This window comes from Streptomyces sp. NPDC008121, from assembly GCF_042957155.1.
In the GTDB taxonomy this organism is placed as follows: Bacteria; Actinomycetota; Actinomycetes; order Streptomycetales; family Streptomycetaceae; genus Streptomyces.
The window spans coordinates 347,004-371,248 of sequence record NZ_JBIBHT010000006.1 but is presented as its reverse complement, the minus strand read 5'-3'; the positions used below and the strand labels follow the sequence as shown (position 1 = coordinate 371,248).

Sequence of the window (24,245 nt, the reverse complement as noted above, 5' to 3'; positions counted from 1 at the left end):
GCGCCGTGTGGGCGGAGCAGCGGAAAGGAGTGCGCTGTGAGCGAGCGAGCCGCGCCCTTCTACTGCCCGTACTGCGGCGACGAGGACCTGCGTCCGAACGAGCAGGGCCACGGCGCCTGGGAATGCCGGGCATGCGGTCGAGCCTTCCAGCTGAAGTTCCTGGGGCTCCTCGCTCCGGGCACTTCGAGCAACCCTGCTGGAAGGGACGAGATATGACGACGACTCAGGTCATCACCGAGGACACCGACCTCAAGGCGCTCGCCGAGCGGGCCGGACGCGATCTGGAGGACGCCTCCGCGCTGGAGATCCTCCAGTGGGCGACCGACACGTTCGGCAAGGGCTTCTGCGTCACCTCCTCCATGGAGGACGCCGTGGTCGCCCATCTCGCCTCGCGTGCCGCGCCGGGCGTGGACGTCGTCTTCCTCGACACCGGCTACCACTTCCCCGAGACCATCGGCACCCGTGACGCGGTCGAGGCCGTGATGGACGTCAACGTCATCACCCTGACCCCGCGTCAGACGGTGGCCGAGCAGGACGCGCAGTACGGCCCCCGGCTGCACGACCGCGACCCCGACCGGTGCTGCGCGCTGCGCAAGGTCAAGCCCCTCGAAGAGGGCCTGACCGCGTACCGCGCCTGGGCGACCGGTCTGCGCCGCGACGAGTCCCCGACCCGGGCGAACACCCCGGTCGTCGGCTGGGACGAGAAGCGCCGGAAGGTCAAGATCTCGCCCATCGCCCGTTGGACGCAGGACGACGTCGACGCGTACGTCGCCGAGCACGGCGTGCTCACCAACCCGCTGCTGATGGACGGTTACGCCTCCGTCGGCTGCGCCCCCTGCACCCGCCGCGTCGAGGAGGGCGAGGACGCCCGGGCCGGCCGCTGGGCCGGGCGCGCCAAGACGGAATGCGGACTGCACGGCTGATGACCACCATCCAGACCTCTTCCCAGGAGAACCACGTGACCGGTGCCACCATCTGGCTCACGGGCCTGCCGAGCGCCGGCAAGACCACCATCGCGTACGAACTGGCCGGCCGCCTGCGCGGCGAGGGCCACCGTGTCGAGGTGCTCGACGGCGACGAGATCCGCGAGTTCCTCTCGGCGGGCCTCGGCTTCACCCGCGAGGACCGGCACACCAACGTGCAGCGCATCGGCTTCGTCGCCGAGCTGCTCGCCTCGAACGGTGTGAAGGTCCTGGTCCCGGTCATCGCTCCCTACCAGGACAGCCGCGAGGCCGTCCGCAAGCGCCACCAGTCCGAGGGCACCCCCTACGTCGAGGTGCACGTCGCCACTCCGGTCGACGTGTGCTCCGTACGCGATGTGAAGGGGCTGTACGCCAAGCAGGCCGCCGGCGAGATCAGCGGCCTGACCGGGGTCGACGACCCGTACGACGAGCCGGCCGACCCCGATCTGCGGATCGAGTCCCAGAACCAGACCGTGCAGGAGTCGGCGGCGCAGCTCCACGCGCTGCTCACCGAGAGGGGTCTCGCATGACGACCGCCGTCACCATCGACGAAGCGACCGACAGCCCGTTCGCGCTGTCGCACCTGGACTCGCTCGAGTCCGAGGCCGTGCACATCTTCCGTGAGGTGGCGGGCGAGTTCGAGCGGCCGGTGATCCTCTTCTCCGGCGGCAAGGACTCGATCGTGATGCTGCACCTGGCGCTGAAGGCGTTCGCGCCGGCGCCGGTGCCGTTCACGCTGCTGCACGTCGACACCGGGCACAACTTCCCCGAGGTCATCGAGTACCGCGACCGGACGGTCGAGAAGCACGGGCTGCGGCTGCACGTCGCCTCCGTGCAGGAGTACATCGACGCCGGGAAGCTCCGCGAGCGTCCCGACGGGACGCGCAACCCGCTCCAGACGGTGCCGCTGACCGAGGCGATCCAGCAGCACCGTTTCGACGCGGTGTTCGGCGGCGGCCGCCGCGACGAGGAGAAGGCCCGCGCCAAGGAGCGGGTGTTCAGCCTCCGCGACGAGTTCTCCCAGTGGGACCCGCGCCGTCAGCGCCCCGAGCTGTGGCAGCTGTACAACGGCCGGCACGCGCCCGGCGAGCACGTCCGGGTCTTCCCGCTCTCCAACTGGACCGAGCTGGACGTCTGGCAGTACATCGCCCGCGAGGGCATCGAGCTGCCCGAGATCTACTTCGCCCACGAGCGCGAGGTCTTCGCCCGCAACGGCATGTGGCTGACGGCCGGCGACTGGGGCGGCCCCAAGGACACCGAGACGGTCGAGACGCGGCTCATCCGCTACCGCACCGTCGGTGACATGTCCTGCACGGGCGCCGTCGACTCCGACGCCACCACGCTGGACGCCGTGATCGCCGAGATCGCCGCCTCCCGTCTCACCGAGCGGGGCGCGACCCGCGCCGACGACAAGATGTCCGAGGCCGCGATGGAAGACCGCAAGCGCGAAGGGTACTTCTAGCCATGACGAGCACGAGCACCACCGAGCAGTTCGCCGACGTCTCGGCGACCACCCTGCTGCGCTTCGCCACCGCCGGCTCCGTCGACGACGGCAAGTCGACCCTGGTGGGCCGGCTCCTCCACGACTCCAAGTCGGTCCTCACCGACCAGCTGGAGGCCGTCGAGGCCGCGTCCCTCAAGCGCGGCCAGGAGGCGCCGGACCTCGCGCTGCTCACCGACGGGCTGCGGGCCGAGCGCGAGCAGGGCATCACCATCGACGTGGCCTACCGCTACTTCGCCACGGCGCGCCGCCGGTTCATCCTCGCCGACACCCCCGGGCACGTGCAGTACACCCGGAACATGGTGACCGGCGCCTCGACGGCCGAGCTGGCCGTGGTCCTGGTCGACGCCCGCAACGGTGTCGTCGAGCAGACCCGCCGGCACGCCGCCGTCGCCGCGCTGCTGCGGGTGCCGCACGTCGTCCTGGCCGTGAACAAGATGGACCTCGTCGACTACGCCGAGCCCGTCTTCGCCGCGATCGCCGAGGAGTTCACGACGTACGCCTCCGAGCTGGGCGTCCCGGAGATCACCGCGATCCCGATCTCGGCGCTGGCCGGCGACAACGTCGTGGAGCCGTCCGCGAACATGGACTGGTACGGCGGCCCCACCGTCCTCGAGCACCTGGAGACCGTGCCGGTCAGCCACGACCTCACGGCGTGCCACGCGCGCTTCCCCGTGCAGTACGTGATCCGCCCGCAGACCGCCGAACACCCCGACTACCGCGGCTACGCCGGTCAGATCGCGGCCGGCGCCTTCCGGGTCGGCGAGGAGATCACGGTCCTGCCCTCGGGCCGGACCTCCACGATCACCGGGATCGACGCGCTGGGCGAGTCCGTGGACATCGCCTGGGCCCCGCAGTCGGTCACCATCAGGCTCGCCGACGACATCGACATCTCGCGCGGCGACCTGCTGGCCCCGCACGGCGACGCCCCGGCCACCAGCCAGGACGTGGAGGCGACGGTCTGCCACGTGGCCGACCAGCCGCTCTCCGTCGGTCAGCGCGTGCTCCTGAAGCACACCACCCGCACGGTCAAGGCGATCGTCAAGGAGATCCCGTCCCGGCTGACCCTGGACGACCTCTCCCAGCACCCCGAGCCCGGGCAGCTCGTCGCCAACGACATCGGCCGGGTGAGGGTCCGTACCGCCGAGCCGCTCGCGCTGGACGCGTACGCCGACTCGCGGCGTACCGGATCGTTCCTGCTGATCGACCCCGCGGACGGCACCACGCTCGCCGCCGGCATGGCGGGCGAGTCCTTCGCCACCGCCAAGGCCCTTCCCGCGGCCGCCGCCGACGACGAGGGCTGGGACTTCTGACATGCGCCGGGACGTCTACGCCACCTTCGCCAAGGAGGGCGGCCGGGTGGGTTCCGGCGCCCTCGGCGCGGGCCGGGGAGGAGTCGGGCGATGTGCGTGCTGACGCCGGTGCGCCGCGTACGCGACGCCGTCCCGCTCCACCCCGCACGCCATAGACGACGAGAACTTCGAAGACCCTGAGGGGAACCTCCGTGCCTGCCTTCCGTACCACCTCGCGCCGCTCGCTCGCCGCCCTCGCGGCTCTGCCGCTGCTGATCGGCGCGCTCGCCTCGTGCGGCTACGGCTCCCAGGCCAAGGACGACCGGAAGAAGGTGGCCGCCGAGGGCGCGAAGCTCTCGGCCGACACGGTCCGCGTCGGGTACTTCCCGAACCTGACCCACGCCACGGCCCTGGTGGGCGACCAGGAGGGCATTCTCCAGAAGGAACTGGGCGGCACGCGGCTCGAGGCCTCCACCTTCAACGCCGGCCCCTCCGAGATCGAGGCGCTGAACGCCGACTCGATCGACATCGGCTTCATCGGCCCCTCCCCCGCGATCAACGGCTACACCAAGTCCCACGGCAAGAACCTGCGGATTGTCGGCGGCTCGGCCTCCGGCGGCGTGAAGCTCGTCGTCAACCCCGAGAAGATCAAGACCCTGGACGACCTCAAGGGCAAGAGGATCGCCACCCCGCAGCTCGGCAACACGCAGGACGTGGCCTTCCTCAACTGGATCTCCGAGAAGGGCTGGAAGGTCGACGCCCAGAGCGGCAAGGGCGACGTCTCCGTGGTCCGCACGGACAACAAGGTCACCCCCAACGCCTACACCTCAGGCTCCATCGACGGTGCCTGGGCCGCGGAGCCGACGGCGTCCAAGCTCGTCGCCGAGGGCGCGAAGGTGCTGCTCGACGAGTCGACGCTGTGGCCCGACGAGAAGTTCGTGATCACGAACATCATCGTGTCCCAGAAGTTCCTCACCGAGCACCCGGACGTGGTCGAGGCGGTCCTGCGCGGCTCGGTGAAGACCAACGCGTGGATCAACGCCAACCCGGACAAGGCCAAGGCGTCGGCGAACGCCAAGCTCGAGGACCTCACCGGCAAGCCGCTCGGCGCCGAGGTCATCGACGCCGCCTGGCCCTCGATCCGGTTCACCGACGATCCGCTGGCCGCGACGCTCCGGGCCCAGGCCGACCACGCGGTGAAGGCCGGACTCCTCAAGAAGCCCGACCTGAACGGCATCTACGACCTGAGGCCGCTCGACAAGGTCCTGAAGGCCGCGGGCCGGCCCGAGGTCGCCGACGCCGGTCTCGGCGTCAAGTAGCCCCCAACCAGCCGAGTTCCCAGGAGGTGACGACCATGGCCACGACCGCGACGCTCGCCAAGGCCGAGGACCGTGTGGCGGTGACCCATGCCGCACGGATCGAGCATGTATCGAAGTCCTTCGGCGGACCCGCGGGTCCGCAGCTCGTTCTCGACGACATCACGCTCGATGTCGCCCCGGGCGAGTTCGTCACCCTGCTGGGGGCCTCGGGCTGCGGCAAGTCCACGCTGCTCAACCTGGTCGCCGGACTCGACCGGCCGTCCGCGGGCTCCATCGAGACGCCCGGCGGCCGGCCCGCCCTGATGTTCCAGGAGCACGCCCTCTTCCCGTGGCTGACCGCGGGCAAGAACATCGAACTGGCGCTGCGGCTGCGCGGCGTCCCGAAGTCCGAACGCCGCCCGGAGGCGGAGCGCCTGCTCGAACTGGTACGGCTCCGCGGCTCGTACGGCAAGCGGGTCCACGAGCTGTCCGGCGGTATGCGCCAGCGCGTGGCCCTGGCCAGGGCGCTCGCCCAGGACAGCGACCTGCTGCTGATGGACGAGCCGTTCGCGGCGCTCGACGCCATCACCCGGGACGTGCTGCACGACGAGCTGACCCGGATCTGGCGCGAGACGAAGCTGTCGGTGCTGTTCGTGACCCACAACGTGCGCGAGGCCGTGCGGCTGGCCGAGCGGGTGGTCCTGCTGTCGTCCCGCCCCGGCCGGATCGCCCGGGAGTGGAGCATCGACATCCCGCAGCCGCGCCGCATCGAGGACGCCGCCGTGGCGGAGCTGTCCGTCGAGATCACCGAAGAACTGCGTGGGGAGATCCGCCGTCATGGCCAGCACTGACACGACCACCAAGGCCGACGATCTGGCCGGCCTGGAAGCGGGCCTCGACGCGCTCGACGCCGTGCAGGTGAACCGCACGCCGGTCCGCGAGGTCCTGCTGAAGAAGGTGCTGCCCCCGGTCCTCGCCGTCGCGCTGGTGCTGGTCGTCTGGCAGCTCCTGGTGACCGCCCAGGTCACGGACGAGTTCAAGCTCCCGCCGCCGTCCGCCGTCTGGGACAGCCTGTCCACGATGTGGCTGGAAGGCACGCTCCTCGACGTCCTGTGGACGAGCGTGTCCCGGGCCCTGCTCGGCTTCCTGATGGCGCTCGCCATCGGTACGCCGCTGGGTCTGCTGGTCGCCCGGGTGAAGTTCGTCCGGGCGGCGATCGGCCCGATCCTCTCCGGGCTCCAGTCGCTGCCCTCGGTCGCCTGGGTCGCCCCCGCGGTGCTCTGGATCGGCCTCAACGACCAGATGATGTACGCGGTGATCCTGCTCGGCGCGGTCCCCTCGATCGCCAACGGCCTGGTGGCCGGCGTCGACCAGGTGCCGCCGCTCTTCCTGCGGGCCGGGCAGACGCTCGGCGCGACCGGGCTGAGGGGCGCCTGGCACATCGTGATGCCGGCCGCGCTGCCCGGCTATCTGGCGGGGCTGAAGCAGGGATGGGCGTTCTCCTGGCGCTCCCTGATGGCCGCCGAGATCATCGCCTCCTCCCCGGAACTGGGCCTCGGCCTGGGCCAGTTGCTGGAGAACGGCCGCAACAACATCGACATGCCGGGGATCTTCCTCGCCATCATCCTGATCCTGGTCGTCGGCATCGCCATCGACCTGCTGATCTTCAGCCCGCTGGAGCGCTCGGTCCTGCGCAGCCGCGGTCTGCTGGCCCGGAGCTGACACCCATGAACCCCGTCCTGCTCGTCGTCGCCCACGGCAGCCGCGATCCGCGGCACGCCGCGACCGTGCACGCGCTGACGCGCCGCGTGCGGTCTCTGCGGCCGGGGCTGCGGGTGGAGACGGCGTTCCTGGACTTCAACCTCCCCTCGGTGCCCGGGATGCTCCAGACCCTGGCCGCCGAGGGGGTACGGGACGTGGTGGCGCTGCCGCTGCTGCTGACCCGGGCCTTCCACGCGAAGGCCGACATCCCCGCCGTCCTGCGCCAGGCGCCCGCCTCGCTGCGGATCCGGCAGGCGGAGGTCCTCGGACCGTCGCCGCTGCTGGTCTCGGCGGTGGAGCGACGGCTGTACGAGGCGGGCCTCGGGCCCGCCGACAAGAGCACGACCGGGGTCGTCCTGGCCTCGGCGGGCTCCTCAGACCCGGAGGCGATCGCAGTGATCGCAGAAACGGCGCGGGAGCTGCGGCGCACCGGTTGGTGCTCCGTGCGGCCTGCGTTCGCCTCCGCATCCCTTCCGAGGACCGAGGACGCGGTCCGCGCGATGCGCGCCGACGGTGTGCGCCGGGTGGCGGTGGCGCCGTACGTCATCGCGCCGGGCCGGCTCCCGGACCGCATCGCGGCGGGCGCGGCGGAGGCGGACGTCCTCGCCGGTGTCCTGGGTCCCTCGCCGGAGCTGGCGCGGCTGCTGACCGCCCGCTACGACGAGGCGCGGACCGCGGCCGCGCTGACGGCGGTCAGCTGAAGTCCAGGCCGCCGGTGCGGGGCCGCTTGAGCTCGAACAGGTCGGGGTGGCCGGCCAGCACGCGGAAGCTGTCGAACAGCTCGGCCGCCTTCTCGCCGCGCGGGACGGCCCGCAGGACGGGACCGAACCAGACCGTGCCGTCGAGGTGGAGCGTCGGCGTGCCGACGTAGCCGTCCACCTCCGGGTCCTTGCCGGCGTCGTGGCTGCGGCGGACCGCCTCGTCGTACCTCTCGTCGTGCGCGGCGGCGGCCAGCTCGGCCGGCAGCCCGGCCTCGGCGAGGGATTCGGCGATGACGGCGTCGAAGTCGGACTGCTTCTCGTTGTGGATGCGGGTGCCGTACGCGGTGTAGAGCGGGCGCAGGACCTCCTCGCCGTGCTTCTCCGCCGCCGCGACGGCGACCCGGACGGGGCCGATCGACTTGTCGACGAGTTCCCGGTACCAGTCGGGCAGGTCGTTGCCGACGTTGTGGAAGTACAGGCTCATCACCCGGAACCGCAGGTCGATGTCGCGGTGCCGCTCGACCTCCAGCATCCAGCGGGAGGCGATCCAGGCGAAGGGGCAGGCGGGGTCGAAGTAGAAGTCGACGGCGGTCCTGGGCTGCGTCTCGGTCGTCATGGAGCGTGAGCCTAGCCAACGGGCCCGCCGGAGCGGCGGGCCGGTCGCGACTCCGTCAACTGGGCCATTCGATCCGGCGTGGGTGCGGGCCGGGCGCTCCGCGTGAGCAGGAGGGCCGGGCGGGGTGCGGCGCTCAGGCGCGGGTCATCTCGACCAGTTTCACGACGGTGTTCCAGTTGCGGGTGGTGGCGACGATGCCCTTGGTGAGGCCGGGCCGGGACAGCGCCTCGGCGAGCTTGGACCTGCCGAGGCCGTCGGGCGCGTAGAGGTAGAGGACGCGGTCGCCGAGCCGGAACTCCTCGGGGAGGAAGGCGGCCTGGTCGATCCCGGCGAGCCGCTCGGGTGCGACGGGTGCGGAGAAGTAGGTGGCGTGGAGCTGTCTGCCCTCCAGCTCGGCGGCGGGGAACGGGCAGGCGTCGGCCACGGCCGCGAGGTACTCCGCGTCGCGCACCAGGCAGTCGACGTGGAAGCCGAAGTGCTGCTCGACGGCGGCTTCGAGGGACTGCCGGAGCGTCTCCTCGTCCTGGTCGTCGGCGTCGGTGGTGAAGACGGCGTTGCCGCTCTGCAGATAGGTCCGGACGTCCCGGTGGCCGAGCTCTTCGAGGAGCGAACGGAGCTGCGCCATGGGGACTTTGCGGTGGCCGCTCACGTTGATGCCGCGCAGCAGGGCGGCGTGGGTCGTCGTCATGGTCACACGATAGGACGGCCGTCGCGCCCCGTGGGGGAGGGCGCGGCGGCCGTCGGCCAGGCGAAGGGGGCCGCTACTCGACGATCTTGAGCAGCTTGTTGGCGGTGCCCTGGCTGGGGTTGGTGATCTTGTCGGCGGTGGCGCCGCCGACCAGGGCCTGGGCGACCTGGTCCGGGGTGGCGTCGGGGTGTCCGGCGAGGTAGACGGCGGCGGCACCGACCACGTGCGGGGTCGCCATCGAGGTGCCGGAGATGGTCTTCGTACCGGTGTCGCTGTCGTTCCAGGCCGAGGCGATGTCGGAGCCCGGGGCGTAGAGGTCCACGACCGCGCCGAAGTTGGAGAAGTCGGACTGCTCGTCGTTCTTGGTGGAGGAGGCCACCGTGAGGGCTTCCTGGACGCGGGAGGGGGAGCCCTGGCCGGCGTCGGAGGATTCGTTGCCGGCGGCGACGCCGAAGGTGACGCCGGCGGCGATGGCCTTCTTGACGGCCTCGTCGAGAGCCGGGTCGGCGCCGCCGCCCAGGCTCATGTTGGCGACGGAGGGGCCCTGGTGGTTCTCGGTGACCCAGTCGATGCCGGCGACGACCTGCTCGGTGGTGCCGGAGCCGTTGTCGTCGAGGACGCGGACGGCGACGATCTTCGCCTTCTTCGCGACGCCGTAGGTGGCGCCCGCGAGGGTGCCGGCCACGTGGGTGCCGTGGCCGTTGCCGTCCTGCGCGGTGTTGTCGTTGTCGATGGCGTCGAAGCCGTCGGCCGCGCGGCCCTCGAAGTCCTTGTGCGTGACGCGGACTCCGGTGTCGATGACGTACGCGGTGACGCCCTCGCCGGCCTTGTCGGGGTAGGTGTACTTCGCGTCCCCGGCGGTGTCGGCCTGGTCGACCCGGTCGAGGCCCCAGGAGGGCGGGTCGGCCTGGGTGGCGTTGATGGTGAACTTCTTGTTCTGCACGACCTTGGCGACGGCCGGGTCGGCGGCGAGGCGCTTGGCCTCGGTCTCCGACATGCCGTTGACCGAGAAGCCGTTGACGGCCGAGTCGTAGCTGCGGCGCAGGGTGCCGCCGTACTCCTCGGCGAGCTTCCCCTTGTCGGCGTTCTCGTCCAGCAGGACGACGTAGCTTCCGGCGACCGCGCCTTCGGCTCCGAGTCCGTGGACGGTTCCTTCGGCGGGCGCGGTGGCCGCGCCGGCGAACGGGGTGGTGAGGGCGGTGACTCCGGTCGCGGCCGCTATCGCGGTGGCGACGACGATGAGCTTCGTCCGGCGAACTCGCTTGTGTGTAGCCATGAAGAGGGGTCTCCTCGTCAGCATTTGTGGGGGGTTGGGCCACTGGAGCGAAACTCTCCGGTAGCTGTGCTCGAAACCCTGACCGATTGACGAGTGCAAATCAAAGGGCCTTCACACACCTATGACTTATTCAACAAGCTTTCTTAATAACAAATCACGCATACTCCCATGAAAGGGACCATGCGCAAGGCCCCCGGGGGTCCCGGGGGCCTTCATCACCGCTGTCCGTCAGTGGAGTTCGGCCTCGATGAGGTCCGCGGCCCGGGCCGTGCCGCCCTCCTTCGCCATCCGCTCCTGGCTCTCCTTGCCGCGCCGGGCCACCTCGGGATCCCCGGTCAGGGCCAGGACGGCCTCGCGCAGGCGCTCCGCCGTCGCCTCCTCCATCGGCAGGTGCCGGGCCACCCCGAGCGACTGGAGCATGTCGGCGTTGCCGAACTGGTCGACAGCCTGCGGCACCGCGACCATCGGGGTCGCCGTGGCCAGTCCCTCCTGGCTGCCGCCGGCGCCGGCGTGGGTGATGAACGCGTCCGCCTGCTTCAGGATGGCCAGTTGCGGCACCCAGGACCGGGCCTCGACGTGGGCGGGCAGCGGGCCGAGCTCCGCGGGGTCGACGAACTTCCCGATCTGCAGCACGACATGCCACTCGGGGAGGTCGGCGAAGGCCTCGGCGCAGGCGCGGTAGAAGTCCGGCTGTTTGGTGAAGGCGGAGCCCAGGGAGACCAGGAGCACCTTCTCCGCCCCGGCCGGCCGCTGCCACTCCCCCTGGTCCGCCCGCTCACCCTGGCAGGCCCCGACGAAGGTGAAGACGGACTCGTCGACCCGGTCGGCGTTCGGCTGGAGCGCGCGCGGGATGAGGACGAGGGCCCGGCGGGGGCGGGCGATGAGCCGGTCGGGGTGGGTCTCCACGCCGTGCTCGGTGAGCCAGGACGTGAACCGCGCGTAGTACGCCTTGCCCCGCTCGGAGGTCTTGAGCGCGGCGAACATGGGCTCGGCGACCTCTTCCTCGTACCCCTCCCAGGGAACGAGATTCGGCCAGAGTGCGACCGCCGGCACGCCCCAGCGGTGTGCGAGGACCGGCGCGGGGTACGCGGTGATGTCGTGCAGCACCAGGTCGGGCCGGTCGGCGTCGAAGGCGTCGGCGAGCTGGGGCAGCGCCTGGACGGCGTCGTCGAGGAACGGCTCGATGTTGTCGATCAGCTCCGTCCCCCAGGCCTCGGGGTCGTCGTCGGTGGGCAGGGTGGAGGTGTAGACGACGGGGGTGGCCCCGGTCGCGGCCACCTTCTCGGCGAAGGAGGCGGGGATGGCGTAGCTGACGCGGTGGCCACGGGCGACGAGTTCCCGGATCACCTCCAGGCTCGGATTCACATGTCCGTGTGCGGCGATGGAGAACATGGCGATATGGGCGCGCGGCGTGGTGGTCATGCCCGAACCGTACGCGAGACGAGACGTCTCGTCCAGTCATTTCAGTCGCGCTGGTAGCGGGCGAGCACCAGGTTGCCGTCCTCCTCCAGCCTTGCGCGCAGCTCGTCGGCGTCGATCGCCCCGCTGTAGTACTCCTGGAACGCCGGCGTCGCCACCTTGTCCTTCCACTCGGCGTAGCCCCGCACCGACTGCGCCGGCGCCGGCCGCAGCTGCCGGGCCACCGCCGCGCCGGTCGCCCAGCCGTCCTTCGCCGTGTGCAGGGAGGGGTCGGCGAGGGCCGCCGTGCCGGTGGGCAGCATCCAGTCGCCCCGCGCGAGGCGGACCATGTTCGCCGGCCGGAGGAAGAAGTCGAGGAAGAGCGCCGCCTCCTTCTTGTGGGGGCTCTCCTCGGCGATGGAGAGCGTCTGCGGGCTCACCCCCTGCGCGAGCCCGTCCTCCCCTGCCGGCGCGGGCAGCACGATCCACTCGAAGCCCTTCGGCGCCTGCTGGGTGATCTGCTGCCGGTACGAGAACCCCAGCGGGACCATCGCGTACTTGCCGCCGAAGAAGCCCGGCAGGGTGTCCGAGCCGCCCGAGCCGAGCGTGGAGCGCGAGGCGGTGCCGTCGACGTCGACCTGGTCGTGGATGGTGCCCGGCACGACGCCGTCGGCCTCGGTGAAGCGGACGGTGACCTTGCCGTCCGCGCCCCGGTGGAAGAGCTGCCCGCCGGCCGAGAGACCCAGGTTGAGACTGACGGAGACCGGCTCCTTGAGCGGCCAGGCGACCGCGTACCTCCCCTCGCCCATGCGCGCCGTCAGCTCCTTGGCGACCTGCCGGAACTCCGCCCAGCTCCACGGCCGCTCCGGGGTGGGGATGCGGACGCCGGAGGACTCCAGGATCTTCTTGTTCGCCATGATCATGCGCGGTTCCTGGAGGAACGGCACGCCGTAGACCCCCTTGCCGAAGGTCGTCGTCCGCCAGCTGTGCGCGGGGATGTCGGCGCGCAGCCGGGCGGGGAGGAGGCCGGTCAGATCGGCGAGGTAGCCGCCGTAGGCGAAGTCGGCCAGGTCGTCGGAGGCGTCGTGGATGATGTCGGGCGCTTCGCCTCCCTCGAAGGAGGTGAGGAGCTGGTCGTGGACGGAGTCCCAGCTGCCCTGGACGTAGTCGACCTGGATGTCGGGGTGGGCGGCGTTCCACTCCGCCACCAGCTCCTTGTTGGCGTCGACGGACTCCTGCTGCCAGGCGAGGGACTGGAACCGGAGCCGTACCTTCCCGTCCTCCCTCTCGCCGTCCCCGGCGCAGCCCGTGAGCAGCAGGGCCAGCACGGCGGTCACGGCCGTCACGGCGGTGAGCGAGCGGGGCGGGCGCATCAGGACTTCACCGCCCCGGTGAGCATGCCGCCGGTGATCCGTTTCTGGATGACCGCGAAGACGACGAGCGAGGGGAGGGTGGCGAGGAAGGCGGCCGCGGCCAGCGGGCCGAGGTCGGCGACGCCCTCGGCGCCGAGGAAATGGGTGAGGACGACCGGCAAGGTCTGCTTCTCCGGGGTCTTGAGCAGGACGAGCGCGAAGAAGAACTCGTTCCACGCGGTGATGAAGGCGAAGAGCGCGGTGGCGACGATGCCGGGGGCGAGCAGCGGGGCGGTGACCGAGACGAGGATCCGGAGCCTGCCCGCGCCGTCGACGGCGGCGGCCTCCTCCAGCTCGGCCGGGACGGCCCGGACGTACCCCACCAGCATCCACAGCGCGAACGGCAGCGACCAGACGACGTAGACCATGACCAGCCCGGCGAGGCTGTTGATCAGGTGGAGGTTCTTGAGGACGAGGAAGAGCGGGATGATCACGAGGACGAAGGGGAACGCCTGGCTGACCACGACCCAGCCGGTGGCGGCGGTGGTGAGCCGGCCCCGGTGCCGGGCCATGACATAGGCCATGGGGGTGGCGATGACGACGGCGATCAGGGCGGCGGAGAAGGCGGCGATCAGGCTGTTCCCGGCGGCCCGGAGCAGCGGCTGTTCGTCGAAGGCCTGCCGGAAGTTGGCGAGGGTGGGGTCCTCGGGGATCCAGGTGGGGTGGAGCGAGGCCAGCTCGGGGGCGGGCTTGAAGGCGGTGGAGATCAGCCAGAGGAACGGGAAGGCGAGGAAGACGAGATAGGCGAGAAGCGCGAGGTACTGTCCGGCCCGCGCGGGCTTGCCGGTACGGATGCTCACCGGTCCTGGTCCCCCTTCAGCCGTCCGACGAGATAGAGGGCGAGGAGCACGGAGATGACGGCGACCATCACGCAGCCCATCGCGGCGGCGTAGCCGAACTGTCCGTAGCGGAACGCCTCTTCGTACGCGAAGAGCATCGGCAGCCGGGTGCGGCCGCCGGGACCGCCGTTGGTCAGGACGTAGACCAGGGCGAAGGAGTTGAAGTTCCAGATGAAGTTGAGCGCCGTGATGGCGAGGGCGACGGGCCGCAGGGCGGGCCAGGTGACGGTACGGAAGCGGCGCCAGGCGCCCGCGCCGTCGAGGGCCGCGGCCTCGTGGAGTTCGTGCGGGGTGTTCTGGAGCCCGGCGAGCAGGGCGACCGTGGTCTGGGGCATCCCGGCCCAGACCCCGACGACGATCACGGCGGGCAGCGCGGTCGCGAGCCCGGTGAGCCAGTCGCGCCCCTCCCCGAGGCCCAGGTCGCGGATGGTCTCGTTGAGGATGCCCGCGTCGGGGTTGTAGACCAGCCGCCACATGATGCCGACGACGACCTCGGGCATGGCCCAGGGGATGATCGCGAGCGCTCGGGCGAGCCAGCGGAAGCGGAGGTTCTGGTTGAGGAGCAGCGCCAGACCGAGGGCGAGCAGGAACTGCGGGACGGTGACGCCGACGGCCCACACGAGGCCGATCCGGAACGAGTCCCAGAAGAGCGTGTCGTGCAGCAGGTCCCGGAAGTTGAGGGTGCCCACCCACTGGGTGGGCTGGGTGCGGCCGGACTGGGCGTCCGTGAAGGCGAGCGCGATGCCGTAGAGCAGCGGGCCGACGCTCAGGACCAGGATCGGGATCAGGGCCGGCAGCACCAGGAACCAGGCGCCGGGCCCCTGCCTCCGGTCCGGTCCCCGGCCGGCGGGCGCCGGTCGGCCGGACCGCTTCGGCGCGGTCACCACACTCACAGAGGAAACCCCTCGGAGGACGTCTACGGCATGTGCAACGTTGCAACGGGCCCCGTCATGCTCCTGACGGGCCGTGGGTTCGTCAAGGCAACCTGCGTCGATGGGAGACTTTGGCTGATTCGCACACGCATCGGAGAGAGACGGAGAGACGCATGGACGAGGCGCGGGCACGGGAGATCCTGGCCGCCGCGGGACTGCCGTCCCGGGAGTCGGAGGCGTCGCTGCTCGCGCTGGGCGAGAACGCGGTCTTCGCGGCGGGCGACCGGGCGGTCAAGATCGGCCGGGACGCCGAGCTGCTGCCCCGCGCCGAGCGGGAGCTGGCGCTCGCCGACTGGCTGGCGGAGGCGGACGTCCCGGCGGTACGGGCGGCGGAACCGAAGCCGCTCCTGGTGGACGGCCACCCGGTCACCCTCTGGCACCGGCTGCCCGAGGCCGTACGGCCCGCCGAGCCCCGGGACCTGGCCCCGCTGCTCCGCCGGATCCACGCCCTCGCGGAGCCCACGGAGTTCACCCTCCCCCGCCGTGAACTGCTCGGCGGGGTCGAGCGGTGGCTGCGGCTCGCCGGCGACGCGATCGACCCGGCCGACGCGGCCTTCCTGCGGGACCGCCGCGACTCCTTCGCCCCGGCGGCGGCCGCGCTCACCCCCCACCTCACCCCCGGCCCGATCCACGGCGACGCGCTGCCCCGCAACGTCCACGTCGGCCCCGACGGCCCCGTCCTGGTCGACCTGGAGACCTTCTCCTCCGACCTGCGCGAGCACGACCTGGTGGTCCTCGCCCTCTCCCGCGACCGCTACGGGCTCGACCCGGCGGCCTACGACGCGTTCACCGACGCCTACGGCTGGGACGTCCGCACCTGGGAGGGCTGCGCGGTCCTGCGCGGAGCCCGCGAGACGGCGAGCTGCGCATGGGTGGCCCAACACGCCCCGACGAACCCGAAGGCCCTGACCGAATTCGAACGCCGCGTCTCCTCCCTCCGCGACGACGACCCCGAGGTCCGGTGGTACCCGCTCTGATCCCTGGTCGATGCGGCCCGATGCGGCGTGGAATCCCGGTTGCGGAAGGTGATCCCGATGGTCATCCTCGTAGCGGCGATGCGCCGGCTCTCCCGCCCTGCGCTCCCGGTCACGGCATCGGCCGCGGAGCGGGCGTCGCCGACAACCACGGGGAGCAGTGTGCCGTCCTTCGTCTACCGCATCACCAAGTACGACCCCGCCGACCGCGACGAGCACGGCGGCTACATCGGCGCCGAGGACTCGACCAGCGACCACGGACCGGTCGAGGCCGCGTATCTGGAAGCAGTTGCCGCCTTCGCCGAGGACACCGGCGTCGACCGACTGGCCATTCGTGAGCCGGGGCTCCCCGGTCATGTTCACTTCGGTCGGGAACCGACGATCGATGGCTACGGCCTTGCCGGGCTTTTCCCGCCCGACCTCGCCGGATTCCACGACGGGGCGGAGGTGACCGTTCCTATCGGCCTGGAGCTGGTCAGGGGGATGCTCCGCGACCACGGTGCCTGGTGCCGTCTTGCGGTGGAGGACAGGTTCGACGTGCAGGTCGATTGGGATCAGTACGTCTACGTCAGCAGCGACAAGGCGTGCGAGCGCGCCATGGCCCGCACCCGGGCTCTCGGTCTCTTCCCCGAGCGGCTGCAAGCCTCGCCCTATGAGGGGGACTTCGACGAACCCGGCGTGCAGCGGCCTGCCGATGAGGACTTCTGGGCCCGTCTGCGCTGGTCCGTCGCCATGCGGCACGCGGTGCTGCTGGAGGAGGGGTACCTGCACAATGCCTCCCGCTGGCACCGCCTCACCGAGCACACTCTCGACGCGGTGCGCGGCCGACTCGCCCCCCGTGCCCAGTTGACCGTCTGGCCTGACCTCTCCACCGATGTCGACGCGGTCCTCGCATCGCTTCCCGACGAGGGTACGGTGGAATTCGTATGGGAAGACGAGGACGGGGTCCTCTCCAGCGCGCTGGCCGACGACTCCGAGTACCGGCAACTGGCCGCTCACGTGGCAGGCGCCCGCGCCGCCATGGCCCTGCCCTGGGCTCTCGACGAACGTCACCCGCTGTTCACCGCGGTCCTGCCCGACAGCGACGGCGTCCTGCGCGCGCGGTGGAGGACCGAGTCGACACCGAGCGACCGGAACTGGGCCTTCCTGAAGACGCTCCATCGTGGACAGATCTGCACGGGCACGGTCACGGAGATCGCCGACTTCGGCGTGACCTTCGTGGACATCGGCGGCTTCACCGCGATGATCAACATTCCCGAACTGTCCTGGCGCCCTTTCGAGCACCCCTCGGACATCGTCGCCATCGGCCAGGAGATCTCGGCCGAGATCCTCGATGTCGACCTGGTGCGCGAGCGCGTGGTGCTGTCCCTGAAGGCATTGCACAAGGACCCGATGCCATCGTTCGTACGGCAGGTCGGCCAGATCACGAACGGCGTCGTGACCAAACTCGTACCGTTCGGCGCCTTCGTCCGTATCGAGGACAGAGAGGACGGCCTCGAAGGCCTGGTGCACCTCACCGAGCTGGCCGACGGACACGCGGTGCGGCCCGAGGACGTGGTCCAGGTCGGAGACGCCCTCACGGTGAAAATAGTGGAGGTCGACCCTTCGCGGCGTCGGATCACTCTCTCCCACCGACAGGCGCTCGCCTCCGGAGAGCGCTGACCGGTGCGGACGCCGCCTCCCGGCACCGCCCCCAATGCGGAGCCGGGACCACCTCCAGGGCGACGCCGGCGCGTGCGCGCGCCCGTCAGTGCGGCGCCGGTGCCGGCTCCCGCAGGGGCCAGGACGGGTCGACGGTCGCGTCCGGGGTGCCCTTGCGGCGGAGGAAGGTCTGGAAGTCCTCCGCCCAGGCGCGGTACCAGTCGATCTGACGCTCATGCAGCTCGGCGGGGCTCAACGCGGCCACCGACGCGTGCCGGTCGGCTATCGCGATCGCGACCCGCACGGCGGCCAGGGCGTCGGCGGCCGCCTGGTGGGCCGCTTCCAGGACCACGCCGTACTCCCCGCAGACCGCTTCCAGCGTTCGCTTCCCCCGGCGGTACCGGTCGACGGCGCGGTCGATGGTGTACGGGTCGATGACCGGGCCGGTGGCGGCGCCGCCCAGTCGGTCGCCCAGCGAGGGCAGGCCGTGGCGGCGCAGTTCGGCGGAGAGCAGGGTCAGGTCGAAGGCCGCGTTGTACGCGACGACCGGGACGCCCCGCGCCCAGTACCCCGTCAGCGTCTCGGCGATCTCGTCCGCCACCTCGCGCACCGGGCGACCCTCGGCCGCCGCGCGCTCGCTGCTGATGCCGTGGATCGCCGAGGCCTGGGCCGGGATGCGGATCCCGGGGTCGGCCAGCCAGTCCCGCTGCCGCACCACCCGTCCGCCGTGGACGCCGACGACCGACGCCGTCACGATCCGCGCCTCCAGCGGTTCCGTCCCGGTCGTCTCCAGGTCGAAGCCGACCAGCGTTTCCCCGTGCCAAGCCATCGGGACCTCCTTACGTGATCTCCCCCGTGGTGCTGAACACCCTCGCACGCGCCACTGACAACGCCCCCGGTCCAGGCCGCGGAGCGCCCGGGAGCGCTCAGGAGACCGGACGGGAGTCGAGCCACACCGACTCGAACTCCTCCCGGTACGTCTCGAAAAGTCCGTTGTCGCCGTCCCGGCCGTCCTGGCGTCCGGAGCGCACCACGTTCCGCCCTCCCCCGCGCAGCACGAGGACCGGCGCCTCCATCCCCCGGGCGCGCCGGAGATAGGACTGGACGACGCCGACCCCGTCCGGCCCGTCGCCGTCGACGAGGTACGCGGTGAAGCGGGGGGTCTCGTCGAAGACGTGGATCTGGAAGGCCCCGGGGTCGCGCAGCTTGGAGCGGACCCGCCGCATGTGGAGGATGTTCATCTCGACCGAGCGGCTCAGCTCGCCCTTCTTCAGGCCGAGTTCGCGCTCGCGCCGCTTCACGGCGCTGCTGGCCGGGTTGAGGAAGAGGAGCCGTATGCGGCAGCCGGACTCGGCCAGGCGGACCAGCCGGCGACCGGAGAAGTTCTGCACGAGGAGGTTCAGGCCTATGCCGGTGGCGTCGAGGCGGCGGGCCCCGCCGAAGAGGTCCTCGGCCGGCAGCTGCCGCTGGAGCCGGACCCGGTCGGGGTGGACGGAGACGACGTCGGCGTACCGGTCGCCGACGAGGTCCTCGACCGCGTCGACGGGCAGCCGGTCGGCGGACGGCACGCCGGCCCCGCTCCCGAGGATCTCCAGGAGCCGGGCGGAGGCGCGCTCGGACTGGGCGAGCACGGTCAGCGACAGGGCCCGGTTGCGGGAGACGACGTTGCGCGTCACCTCCAGCTCGTCCAGGGCCAGTTCGACCTCGCGCCGGTCGTCGAAGTACGGCTCGAAGCAGGGCCAGTGCTGCACCATCAGCTCCCGCAGCTGCGGGAGCGTGAGGAAGCTGAGGACGTTGTCGTCGGCCGGGTCGAGGAGGTACCCCTTGCGCCGGGAGACCTCCCGGACGGCGACGGCCCGCTGCACCCACTCCTGGCCGGCCGGGCCGGCCGCGGCCACCACCCACTCCTCGCCGTGCGTGGGCTCGTACACGGGCCGCAGGACCGCCGCGACCACCGCGCGCAGGCGCTGCTCGACGAGATTCAGCCAGATATAGGCGCGCCCGGCGCGCTGGGCGCGGGTGCGCACCTCGCTCCACGCGTCGGCGTCCCAGTCCAGCTCCGCCCCGATCTCCATCGGCCTGGCGACGGTGACCGCTCCGGGCGGCCCTTCGCCGGGGTCGGGGGAGCTCCCCTCGTGACCCGCGTCACCTGGGGGCAGCTCCAGACCTCCCGAGCTCACCCGCGCACCGCCTTCTGCTCCTGGACGCCCGTCTGATCAGTCCGACAAGATCAAGGAAGGGTACTCCGGGAGCGGGAGGCGGTGCAGCAGGATCGTCAGGCTGCTCGCTCAACTCCCCTGTTGGGGAGTGCCGTTCTGGTTGGCGAGATCAGCCGGAGTGAGCGGATTCATAGCGGTTACGTCCCTGGGCGCGAGCTGGAATCCCTGCCAGTGGACGGGCATCGGCTGCTGGTCCTCGTCCCGGGCGATGTGGTGGAACCCGATGTTGACCCAGACGGCCGGGTCGGTCAGTGTCTCGCCGTTGACCCACTTGTCCACGCTGTCGGGGGCGTTGGGGCCGCAGTTCAGGATGTTGTTGCTGGCGAACTGCTCGCAGGCGCGGCTCTGGGTGAAGTAGATGTCGTGCCGGGTGAAGCCGCGGCCGGCGTGGGTGTTGGAGGGGCCGGGCACGATCTCGTACGAGCGGGCGTGGCCGTCCTTGTTCTTGCCGTTCGCGCTGACCACGCGCCACCAGCGCATGTTCTTCGCGTCCCCGGCGAGTTCCTTGGTGACGGGGGTGCGGGTGGTCTTCACGGTCGGGCCGCCGCCCTGCGGGCCCGGTGCGGTGACCTTGGAGTCGTACTGCTCGATCCTGTCCTTGACGCTGCCGTCGAGGCCGAAGTCGAGCCGCCAGAAGACGTTGTGGGCGTGGCTGGTGGCGTAGGAGCGGGCGCCCGGTCCGATGGGCCAGCCCTTGCCGTCGGTGGCGTTGTAGTCGAAGGGCGAGAGGCTGCCGGTGGCGCCGACGTTGGCGGCGATCGTGCCGTCGGAGGAGAACCGCCATTCGGTGATGTATTCGTACCAGGCGACCTTGTTCACGGTGTAGACGAGCAGGTCCTTGCCCTGGGTCTGCCAGACCTTGGTGCCCTGGTCGTTGGCCATGCGGTAGGCGTGGCCGCGGGCGCGGGTGGTGGTGCACAGGCCGTTGACCTTGCCGACCTCGGGCACCTTCACGCTGGTGAGGGTTCCGCCGGGGCACTCGGCGGGCTTCAGGTTCTGCAGGCCCCAGCCGAATCCGGCGCCGGTGAGGTCGTCGTACTCGGCGTTGCCGTCGTCGTACGGCACGTGGATCTGGGCGAGCTTGGCGCTGTTGAGCACGCGGATGGGCGTGCTCGCGCTCTTGGGCTGGTAGGTGACCTTGTCCAGGACGAGGCCGGAGTCGGTGTCGTAGCGCCAGCACATGCGCCAGGTGGTGCCGCCGTCGAGCTTCTGCTCGATGCGGTACGCGGCGGAGCAGTCGGGCCGGGGCGGGGTGGGCGCGGCGGTGGCGGCGGTCGCCGGTCCGGCGGCGGCCGTGGCGGTGGCGAGCAGACCGGCCGCGGCGAGCACGGCGCCGTGCCTGCGGGCACGCGCGAGCGATGGGGTGGACATGAGGACGAACTCCCTCGTACGGAAGTGCGGAAGGCGGACGGGCGCGCGAGTGGTCGATCCGCGCGGCGCCGTCCCCGGGCCGGGGGCGGGCGGGCCGACGGCGGCCGGCCCGCGCCGGGGCGCGGGGGCGGGTGGGACGGGTGGGACGGGTGGGTCGTGGCGTGGGGCCGGCCGGCGCGGGGCGCGGTCAGCCGACGCGGGTCACCGTCCTGGCGCTGAGGTCGACGATCAGGTTCCGGGTGTCGATCCAGGACCCGTTGTGGATCTTGGTGACGAGCCGGACGCACCGGTGCCCGCCGCAGGCGGTGAGCGGTGCGGGCACCTTCGCCTCGCGGTAGGGGCGGTAGACGTCGCCGTTGAACCAGAGCTGGTCGGCCGAGGTCAGGGGCTTGCCGGTGGCGTCCTTGTAGTCCTCGCGGACGCCCTTGCCGAGCGGGCTCTTCAGGATGAGCTCCAGGGCCTCGCGCAGCTCCTCGGGGTGGGCCGAGGGCTGGACGCCGCGCTGGGCGGCGGCGCTCTCGACCTTCCCGGTGCCGAGGTCGACGGTCCGGGTGATCAGCTCGTCGCGTTCGTAGTCGTAGAAGCGGACCTCCGCCCGGCGCGGCGCGGCGGGGTCGTCGGCCTCCTCGGGGCGCGGGTCGGCCAGCTCGGTGCCCAGGTGCTGCGGGCCCCGCGCCCCCTCGACGTCGCGCCGCGCGGCCCGGGCCGGCGGGGTCAGCGCCAGCGTCTCGGCCCGCTTCAGCTCGTCGTCGGTGAGCGGGTCGGTGCCCACCCCCTTCGTTCCCTCGGGCGGCGCGACGGCCAGGGTCGCGGGCTCCGGGGCGGCTCCGCCGTCGCCCGACGCGCCCTCCGCGGCCCCCGGTCCGCCGCCGCGCTCGCCGGCGATGCCGGCCCTCGGCGTGTCGTCGGCGCCCGCCGTTCCCGGCAGGGTGACCCCGACCATGACGGCGGTCCCCGTCACGGCCAGGGCCGTGCCCGCCACCACCTTCCCCAGATGGCGGCGCACTGATTCGTACACACTTCCCCCTCTGTTCCCCCACGTGCATGCGGTCACCCGGTAGGACGGGTCGAAGTCCTAGGAGGTTGCCCTTCTTTGCGGCAGGATTTGGCCGGAGTGCACCCCCACACCCGGATCAGAATGGAAGAGTCTTATCTATGCAGGTCTGGCCGGGACAGGCGTATCCCCTGGGCGCCACCTACGACGGCGCCGGAACGAACTTCGCGGTCTTCTCGGAGACCGCCGACAGAATCGAGCTGTGTCTGATCCATGACGACGGGTCGGAGACGGCCGTCGAGCTGCGCGAGACGGACGCCTTCGTACGTCACGCCTATCTGCCGGGCGTGATGCCCGGCCAGCGGTACGGATTCCGGGTCCACGGTCCGTACGCGCCGGAGCAGGGGCAGCGCTGCAACGCGGCGAAGCTGCTCCTCGACCCGTACGCCCGTGCGGTCTCGGGCTCCGTGGACTGGGGCGAGGCGGTGTACGGCTACCACTTCGGGCGGCCGGACTCGCGCAACGACCTCGACTCGGCGCCGCACACGATGACCTCGGTCGTGGTGAACCCGTACTTCGACTGGGGCGACGACCGGCGCCCGAGGACCGACTACCACCGCACGGTGATCTACGAAGCCCATGTGAAGGGCCTGACGATGCTCCATCCGGAGCTTCCGGAGGAGCTGCGCGGCACGTACGCGGGCCTCGCACACCCGTCGGTCATCGGGCACCTGAAGGAACTGGGCGTCACGGCGCTGGAGCTGATGCCGGTCCACCAGTTCGTCAACGACCACCGGCTGGTGGACTCGGGCCTGGCGAACTACTGGGGCTACAACACCATCGGCTTCTTCGCCCCGCACAACGCCTACGCCTCCTGGGGCGACCGGGGCCAGCAGGTCCTGGAGTTCAAGTCGGCGGTCAAGGCGCTGCACCAGGCCGGGATCGAGGTCATCCTCGACGTGGTCTACAACCACACCGCGGAGGGCAATCACCTGGGCCCGACGCTCTCCTTCCGGGGCCTGGACAACCCCTCGTACTACCGTCTCGTGGACGACGCGCCCGAGCACTACTTCGACACCACCGGTACCGGGAACTCGCTGCTCATGCGGTCCCCGCACGTACTCCAGATGATCATGGACTCGCTGCGGTACTGGGTCACGGAGATGCACGTCGACGGCTTCCGCTTCGACCTGGCGGCCACCCTGGCCCGCCAGTTCCACGAGGTGGACCGGCTGTCGTCCTTCTTCGACCTGGTGCAGCAGGACCCGGTGGTCAGCCAGGTGAAGCTGATCGCCGAGCCCTGGGACGTGGGCGAGGGCGGCTACCAGGTCGGCAATTTCCCGCCGCTGTGGACCGAGTGGAACGGGAAGTACCGCGACTGCGTACGGGACCTGTGGCGCGGCGAGCCGCGCACGCTCGCCGAGTTCGCGTCCCGGCTCACCGGCTCGTCCGATCTGTACCAGGACGACGGCCGGCGTCCGCTCGCCTCGGTGAACTTCGTGACCTGCCACGACGGCTTCACGCTGCGCGACCTCGTGTCGTACGACGGGAAGCACAACGAGGCGAACGGCGAGGGCAACCGGGACGGGGAGAGCCACAACCGGTCCTGGAACTGCGGCGCCGAGGGCGACACGGACGACATCGGCATCAGGGAGCTGCGCCTCCGCCAGATGCGCAACTTCCTCGCGACGCTGATGCTGTCGCAGGGCGTGCCGATGCTCAGCCACGGCGACGAGTTCGGGCGGACGCAGGGCGGCAACAACAACGCCTACTGCCAGGACAACGAAGTGTCGTGGGTGCGCTGGCCTGAGCCGGGGGCCGAGGAGGAGGGCACCCTGCTGGAGTTCACCCGGGCGATGGTGCGGCTGCGGCGGGACCATCCGGTCTTCCGGCGCCGCCGCTTCTTCCACGGGCGGCCGGTGGAGGGCACGCACGACGAGCTGACCGACATCGCGTGGTTCACGCCGACGGGCGAGGAGATGACCGCGCGGGACTGGCAGGCGGCGCACGCGCAGGCGCTGACGGTCTTCCTGAACGGCAACGCCATCTCGGAGCCGGGTACGCAGGGCGAGCGGATCGCCGACGACTCCTTCCTGCTGATGTTCAACGCCTCCTCGCAGGAGCTGGAGTTCGAGGTCCCGGTCAATCACGGCCAGACCTGGCGGGTCGTGGTCGACACCTCCCATCCGGAAGGCATCCCGCCACAGGAGGGGCCCAAGGTGGCGGCGGGCGAACGGGTGACCCTGGCGCCGCTCAGCCTGACGGTCCTGTGCCGCCCGGCGTGACCGGGCGACGGGCCTGACGGTCGGGGCCGAAGGCGAGGCGGGGGCGGCGCGGGAGGCCGCCCCCGCCTCGCTGTGCGGCGACGGC

General features: G+C 71.3%; 23 protein-coding genes. 12 read left to right on the top strand and 11 right to left on the bottom strand.

Annotated elements, in window-relative coordinates:
• Nucleotides 1–36 precede the first annotated feature (36 nt).
• From ACFZBD_RS22020 to ACFZBD_RS21980, 9 genes are all read left to right on the top strand, one after another.
• On the top strand, nucleotides 37–216 hold the full coding sequence (locus tag ACFZBD_RS22020; RefSeq protein WP_391141904.1) for a hypothetical protein: 180 nt from the start codon (nucleotides 37–39) through the stop codon (nucleotides 214–216).
• Entirely contained in the window at nucleotides 213–923 is a 711-nt protein-coding gene (locus ACFZBD_RS22015) for a phosphoadenylyl-sulfate reductase (protein WP_391141901.1), read from the top strand. Before ACFZBD_RS22020 ends, ACFZBD_RS22015 begins: the two co-directional genes overlap by 4 nt.
• On the top strand, nucleotides 923–1,492 hold the full coding sequence (gene cysC / locus ACFZBD_RS22010; protein WP_391141895.1) for an adenylyl-sulfate kinase: 570 nt from the start codon (nucleotides 923–925) through the stop codon (nucleotides 1,490–1,492). The genes ACFZBD_RS22015 and cysC overlap by 1 nt, the downstream gene beginning before the upstream one ends.
• The gene (gene cysD, locus ACFZBD_RS22005; RefSeq protein ID WP_391141893.1) at nucleotides 1,489–2,424 is read left to right on the top strand and encodes a sulfate adenylyltransferase subunit CysD; all 936 of its coding nucleotides are present in this window, start codon (nucleotides 1,489–1,491) and stop codon (nucleotides 2,422–2,424) included. The genes cysC and cysD overlap by 4 nt, the downstream gene beginning before the upstream one ends.
• A 2-nt stretch (nucleotides 2,425–2,426) precedes the next feature.
• Nucleotides 2,427–3,776 carry a GTP-binding protein gene (locus ACFZBD_RS22000; RefSeq protein ID WP_391141891.1) on the top strand — a complete coding sequence of 450 codons (1,350 nt, stop codon included), beginning with the start codon at nucleotides 2,427–2,429 and terminating at the stop codon, nucleotides 3,774–3,776.
• 191 nt (nucleotides 3,777–3,967) lie between these two features.
• Nucleotides 3,968–5,074, top strand: coding sequence for an aliphatic sulfonate ABC transporter substrate-binding protein (locus ACFZBD_RS21995; protein ID WP_391141890.1), 1,107 nt, complete (start codon nucleotides 3,968–3,970; stop codon nucleotides 5,072–5,074).
• A gap of 35 nt (nucleotides 5,075–5,109) precedes the next feature.
• Nucleotides 5,110–5,904: an ATP-binding cassette domain-containing protein gene (locus ACFZBD_RS21990; protein WP_391141888.1), complete on the top strand. Its 795-nt coding sequence runs from the start codon at nucleotides 5,110–5,112 to the stop codon at nucleotides 5,902–5,904.
• Entirely contained in the window at nucleotides 5,891–6,775 is an 885-nt protein-coding gene (locus ACFZBD_RS21985) for an ABC transporter permease subunit (RefSeq protein WP_391141886.1), read from the top strand. Before ACFZBD_RS21990 ends, ACFZBD_RS21985 begins: the two co-directional genes overlap by 14 nt.
• A 5-nt stretch (nucleotides 6,776–6,780) precedes the next feature.
• Nucleotides 6,781–7,515: a CbiX/SirB N-terminal domain-containing protein gene (locus tag ACFZBD_RS21980; RefSeq protein ID WP_391141883.1), complete on the top strand. Its 735-nt coding sequence runs from the start codon at nucleotides 6,781–6,783 to the stop codon at nucleotides 7,513–7,515.
• On the opposite strand, the gene ACFZBD_RS21975 is transcribed toward ACFZBD_RS21980, so the two are convergent.
• The 7 genes from ACFZBD_RS21975 to ACFZBD_RS21945 form a co-directional block, all read right to left on the bottom strand.
• The gene (locus tag ACFZBD_RS21975) at nucleotides 7,508–8,131 is read right to left on the bottom strand and encodes a DsbA family protein (RefSeq protein WP_391141880.1); all 624 of its coding nucleotides are present in this window, start codon (nucleotides 8,129–8,131) and stop codon (nucleotides 7,508–7,510) included. The genes ACFZBD_RS21980 and ACFZBD_RS21975 overlap by 8 nt on opposite strands.
• A 133-nt stretch (nucleotides 8,132–8,264) precedes the next feature.
• The gene (locus ACFZBD_RS21970; RefSeq protein ID WP_391141877.1) at nucleotides 8,265–8,819 is read right to left on the bottom strand and encodes a DUF1697 domain-containing protein; all 555 of its coding nucleotides are present in this window, start codon (nucleotides 8,817–8,819) and stop codon (nucleotides 8,265–8,267) included.
• Nucleotides 8,820–8,892: 73 nt separating this feature from the next.
• Nucleotides 8,893–10,095, bottom strand: coding sequence for a S8 family serine peptidase (locus ACFZBD_RS21965; RefSeq protein ID WP_391141875.1), 1,203 nt, complete (start codon nucleotides 10,093–10,095; stop codon nucleotides 8,893–8,895).
• A 228-nt stretch (nucleotides 10,096–10,323) separates the two neighbouring features.
• Complete coding sequence (gene mgt / locus ACFZBD_RS21960) at nucleotides 10,324–11,517, bottom strand: macrolide-inactivating glycosyltransferase (RefSeq protein ID WP_391141873.1); 1,194 nt, start codon at nucleotides 11,515–11,517, stop codon at nucleotides 10,324–10,326.
• A gap of 41 nt (nucleotides 11,518–11,558) precedes the next feature.
• Nucleotides 11,559–12,866, bottom strand: a complete 1,308-nt coding sequence (locus ACFZBD_RS21955) for an extracellular solute-binding protein (protein WP_391141870.1) — start codon at nucleotides 12,864–12,866, stop codon at nucleotides 11,559–11,561.
• Nucleotides 12,866–13,699, bottom strand: coding sequence for an ABC transporter permease subunit (locus tag ACFZBD_RS21950; protein WP_391142223.1), 834 nt, complete (start codon nucleotides 13,697–13,699; stop codon nucleotides 12,866–12,868). The genes ACFZBD_RS21955 and ACFZBD_RS21950 overlap by 1 nt, the downstream gene beginning before the upstream one ends.
• Nucleotides 13,700–13,701: 2 nt before the next feature.
• On the bottom strand, nucleotides 13,702–14,631 hold the full coding sequence (locus tag ACFZBD_RS21945; RefSeq protein ID WP_391142220.1) for an ABC transporter permease subunit: 930 nt from the start codon (nucleotides 14,629–14,631) through the stop codon (nucleotides 13,702–13,704).
• 158 nt (nucleotides 14,632–14,789) lie between these two features.
• Here ACFZBD_RS21945 and ACFZBD_RS21940 point away from each other — a divergent pair, with 158 nt between their 5' ends.
• Together ACFZBD_RS21940 and ACFZBD_RS21935 are read left to right on the top strand one after the other, a co-directional pair.
• Entirely contained in the window at nucleotides 14,790–15,653 is an 864-nt protein-coding gene (locus ACFZBD_RS21940; protein ID WP_391141868.1) for a phosphotransferase, read from the top strand.
• Nucleotides 15,654–15,710: 57 nt separating this feature from the next.
• Entirely contained in the window at nucleotides 15,711–17,312 is a 1,602-nt protein-coding gene (locus tag ACFZBD_RS21935) for a S1 RNA-binding domain-containing protein (protein ID WP_391141866.1), read from the top strand.
• 85 nt (nucleotides 17,313–17,397) lie between these two features.
• Here ACFZBD_RS21935 and ACFZBD_RS21930 read toward each other — a convergent pair whose 3' ends face one another.
• The 4 genes from ACFZBD_RS21930 to ACFZBD_RS21915 form a co-directional block, all read right to left on the bottom strand.
• The gene (locus ACFZBD_RS21930) at nucleotides 17,398–18,120 is read right to left on the bottom strand and encodes an exonuclease domain-containing protein (RefSeq protein WP_391141863.1); all 723 of its coding nucleotides are present in this window, start codon (nucleotides 18,118–18,120) and stop codon (nucleotides 17,398–17,400) included.
• A gap of 97 nt (nucleotides 18,121–18,217) precedes the next feature.
• Nucleotides 18,218–19,471 (bottom strand): SAV2148 family HEPN domain-containing protein, encoded by a 1,254-nt coding sequence (locus tag ACFZBD_RS21925; protein WP_391141861.1) that lies wholly within the window; start codon nucleotides 19,469–19,471, stop codon nucleotides 18,218–18,220.
• A gap of 108 nt (nucleotides 19,472–19,579) precedes the next feature.
• Nucleotides 19,580–20,881: a copper amine oxidase gene (locus ACFZBD_RS21920; RefSeq protein WP_391141859.1), complete on the bottom strand. Its 1,302-nt coding sequence runs from the start codon at nucleotides 20,879–20,881 to the stop codon at nucleotides 19,580–19,582.
• Between the two features lie 187 nt (nucleotides 20,882–21,068).
• Entirely contained in the window at nucleotides 21,069–21,899 is an 831-nt protein-coding gene (locus ACFZBD_RS21915; RefSeq protein ID WP_391141856.1) for a Tat pathway signal sequence domain protein, read from the bottom strand.
• Nucleotides 21,900–22,036: 137 nt separating this feature from the next.
• Between ACFZBD_RS21915 and glgX the strand changes: the two genes are divergently transcribed.
• Nucleotides 22,037–24,160, top strand: a complete 2,124-nt coding sequence (glgX, locus tag ACFZBD_RS21910) for a glycogen debranching protein GlgX (RefSeq protein ID WP_391141853.1) — start codon at nucleotides 22,037–22,039, stop codon at nucleotides 24,158–24,160.
• Nucleotides 24,161–24,245 lie beyond the last annotated feature (85 nt).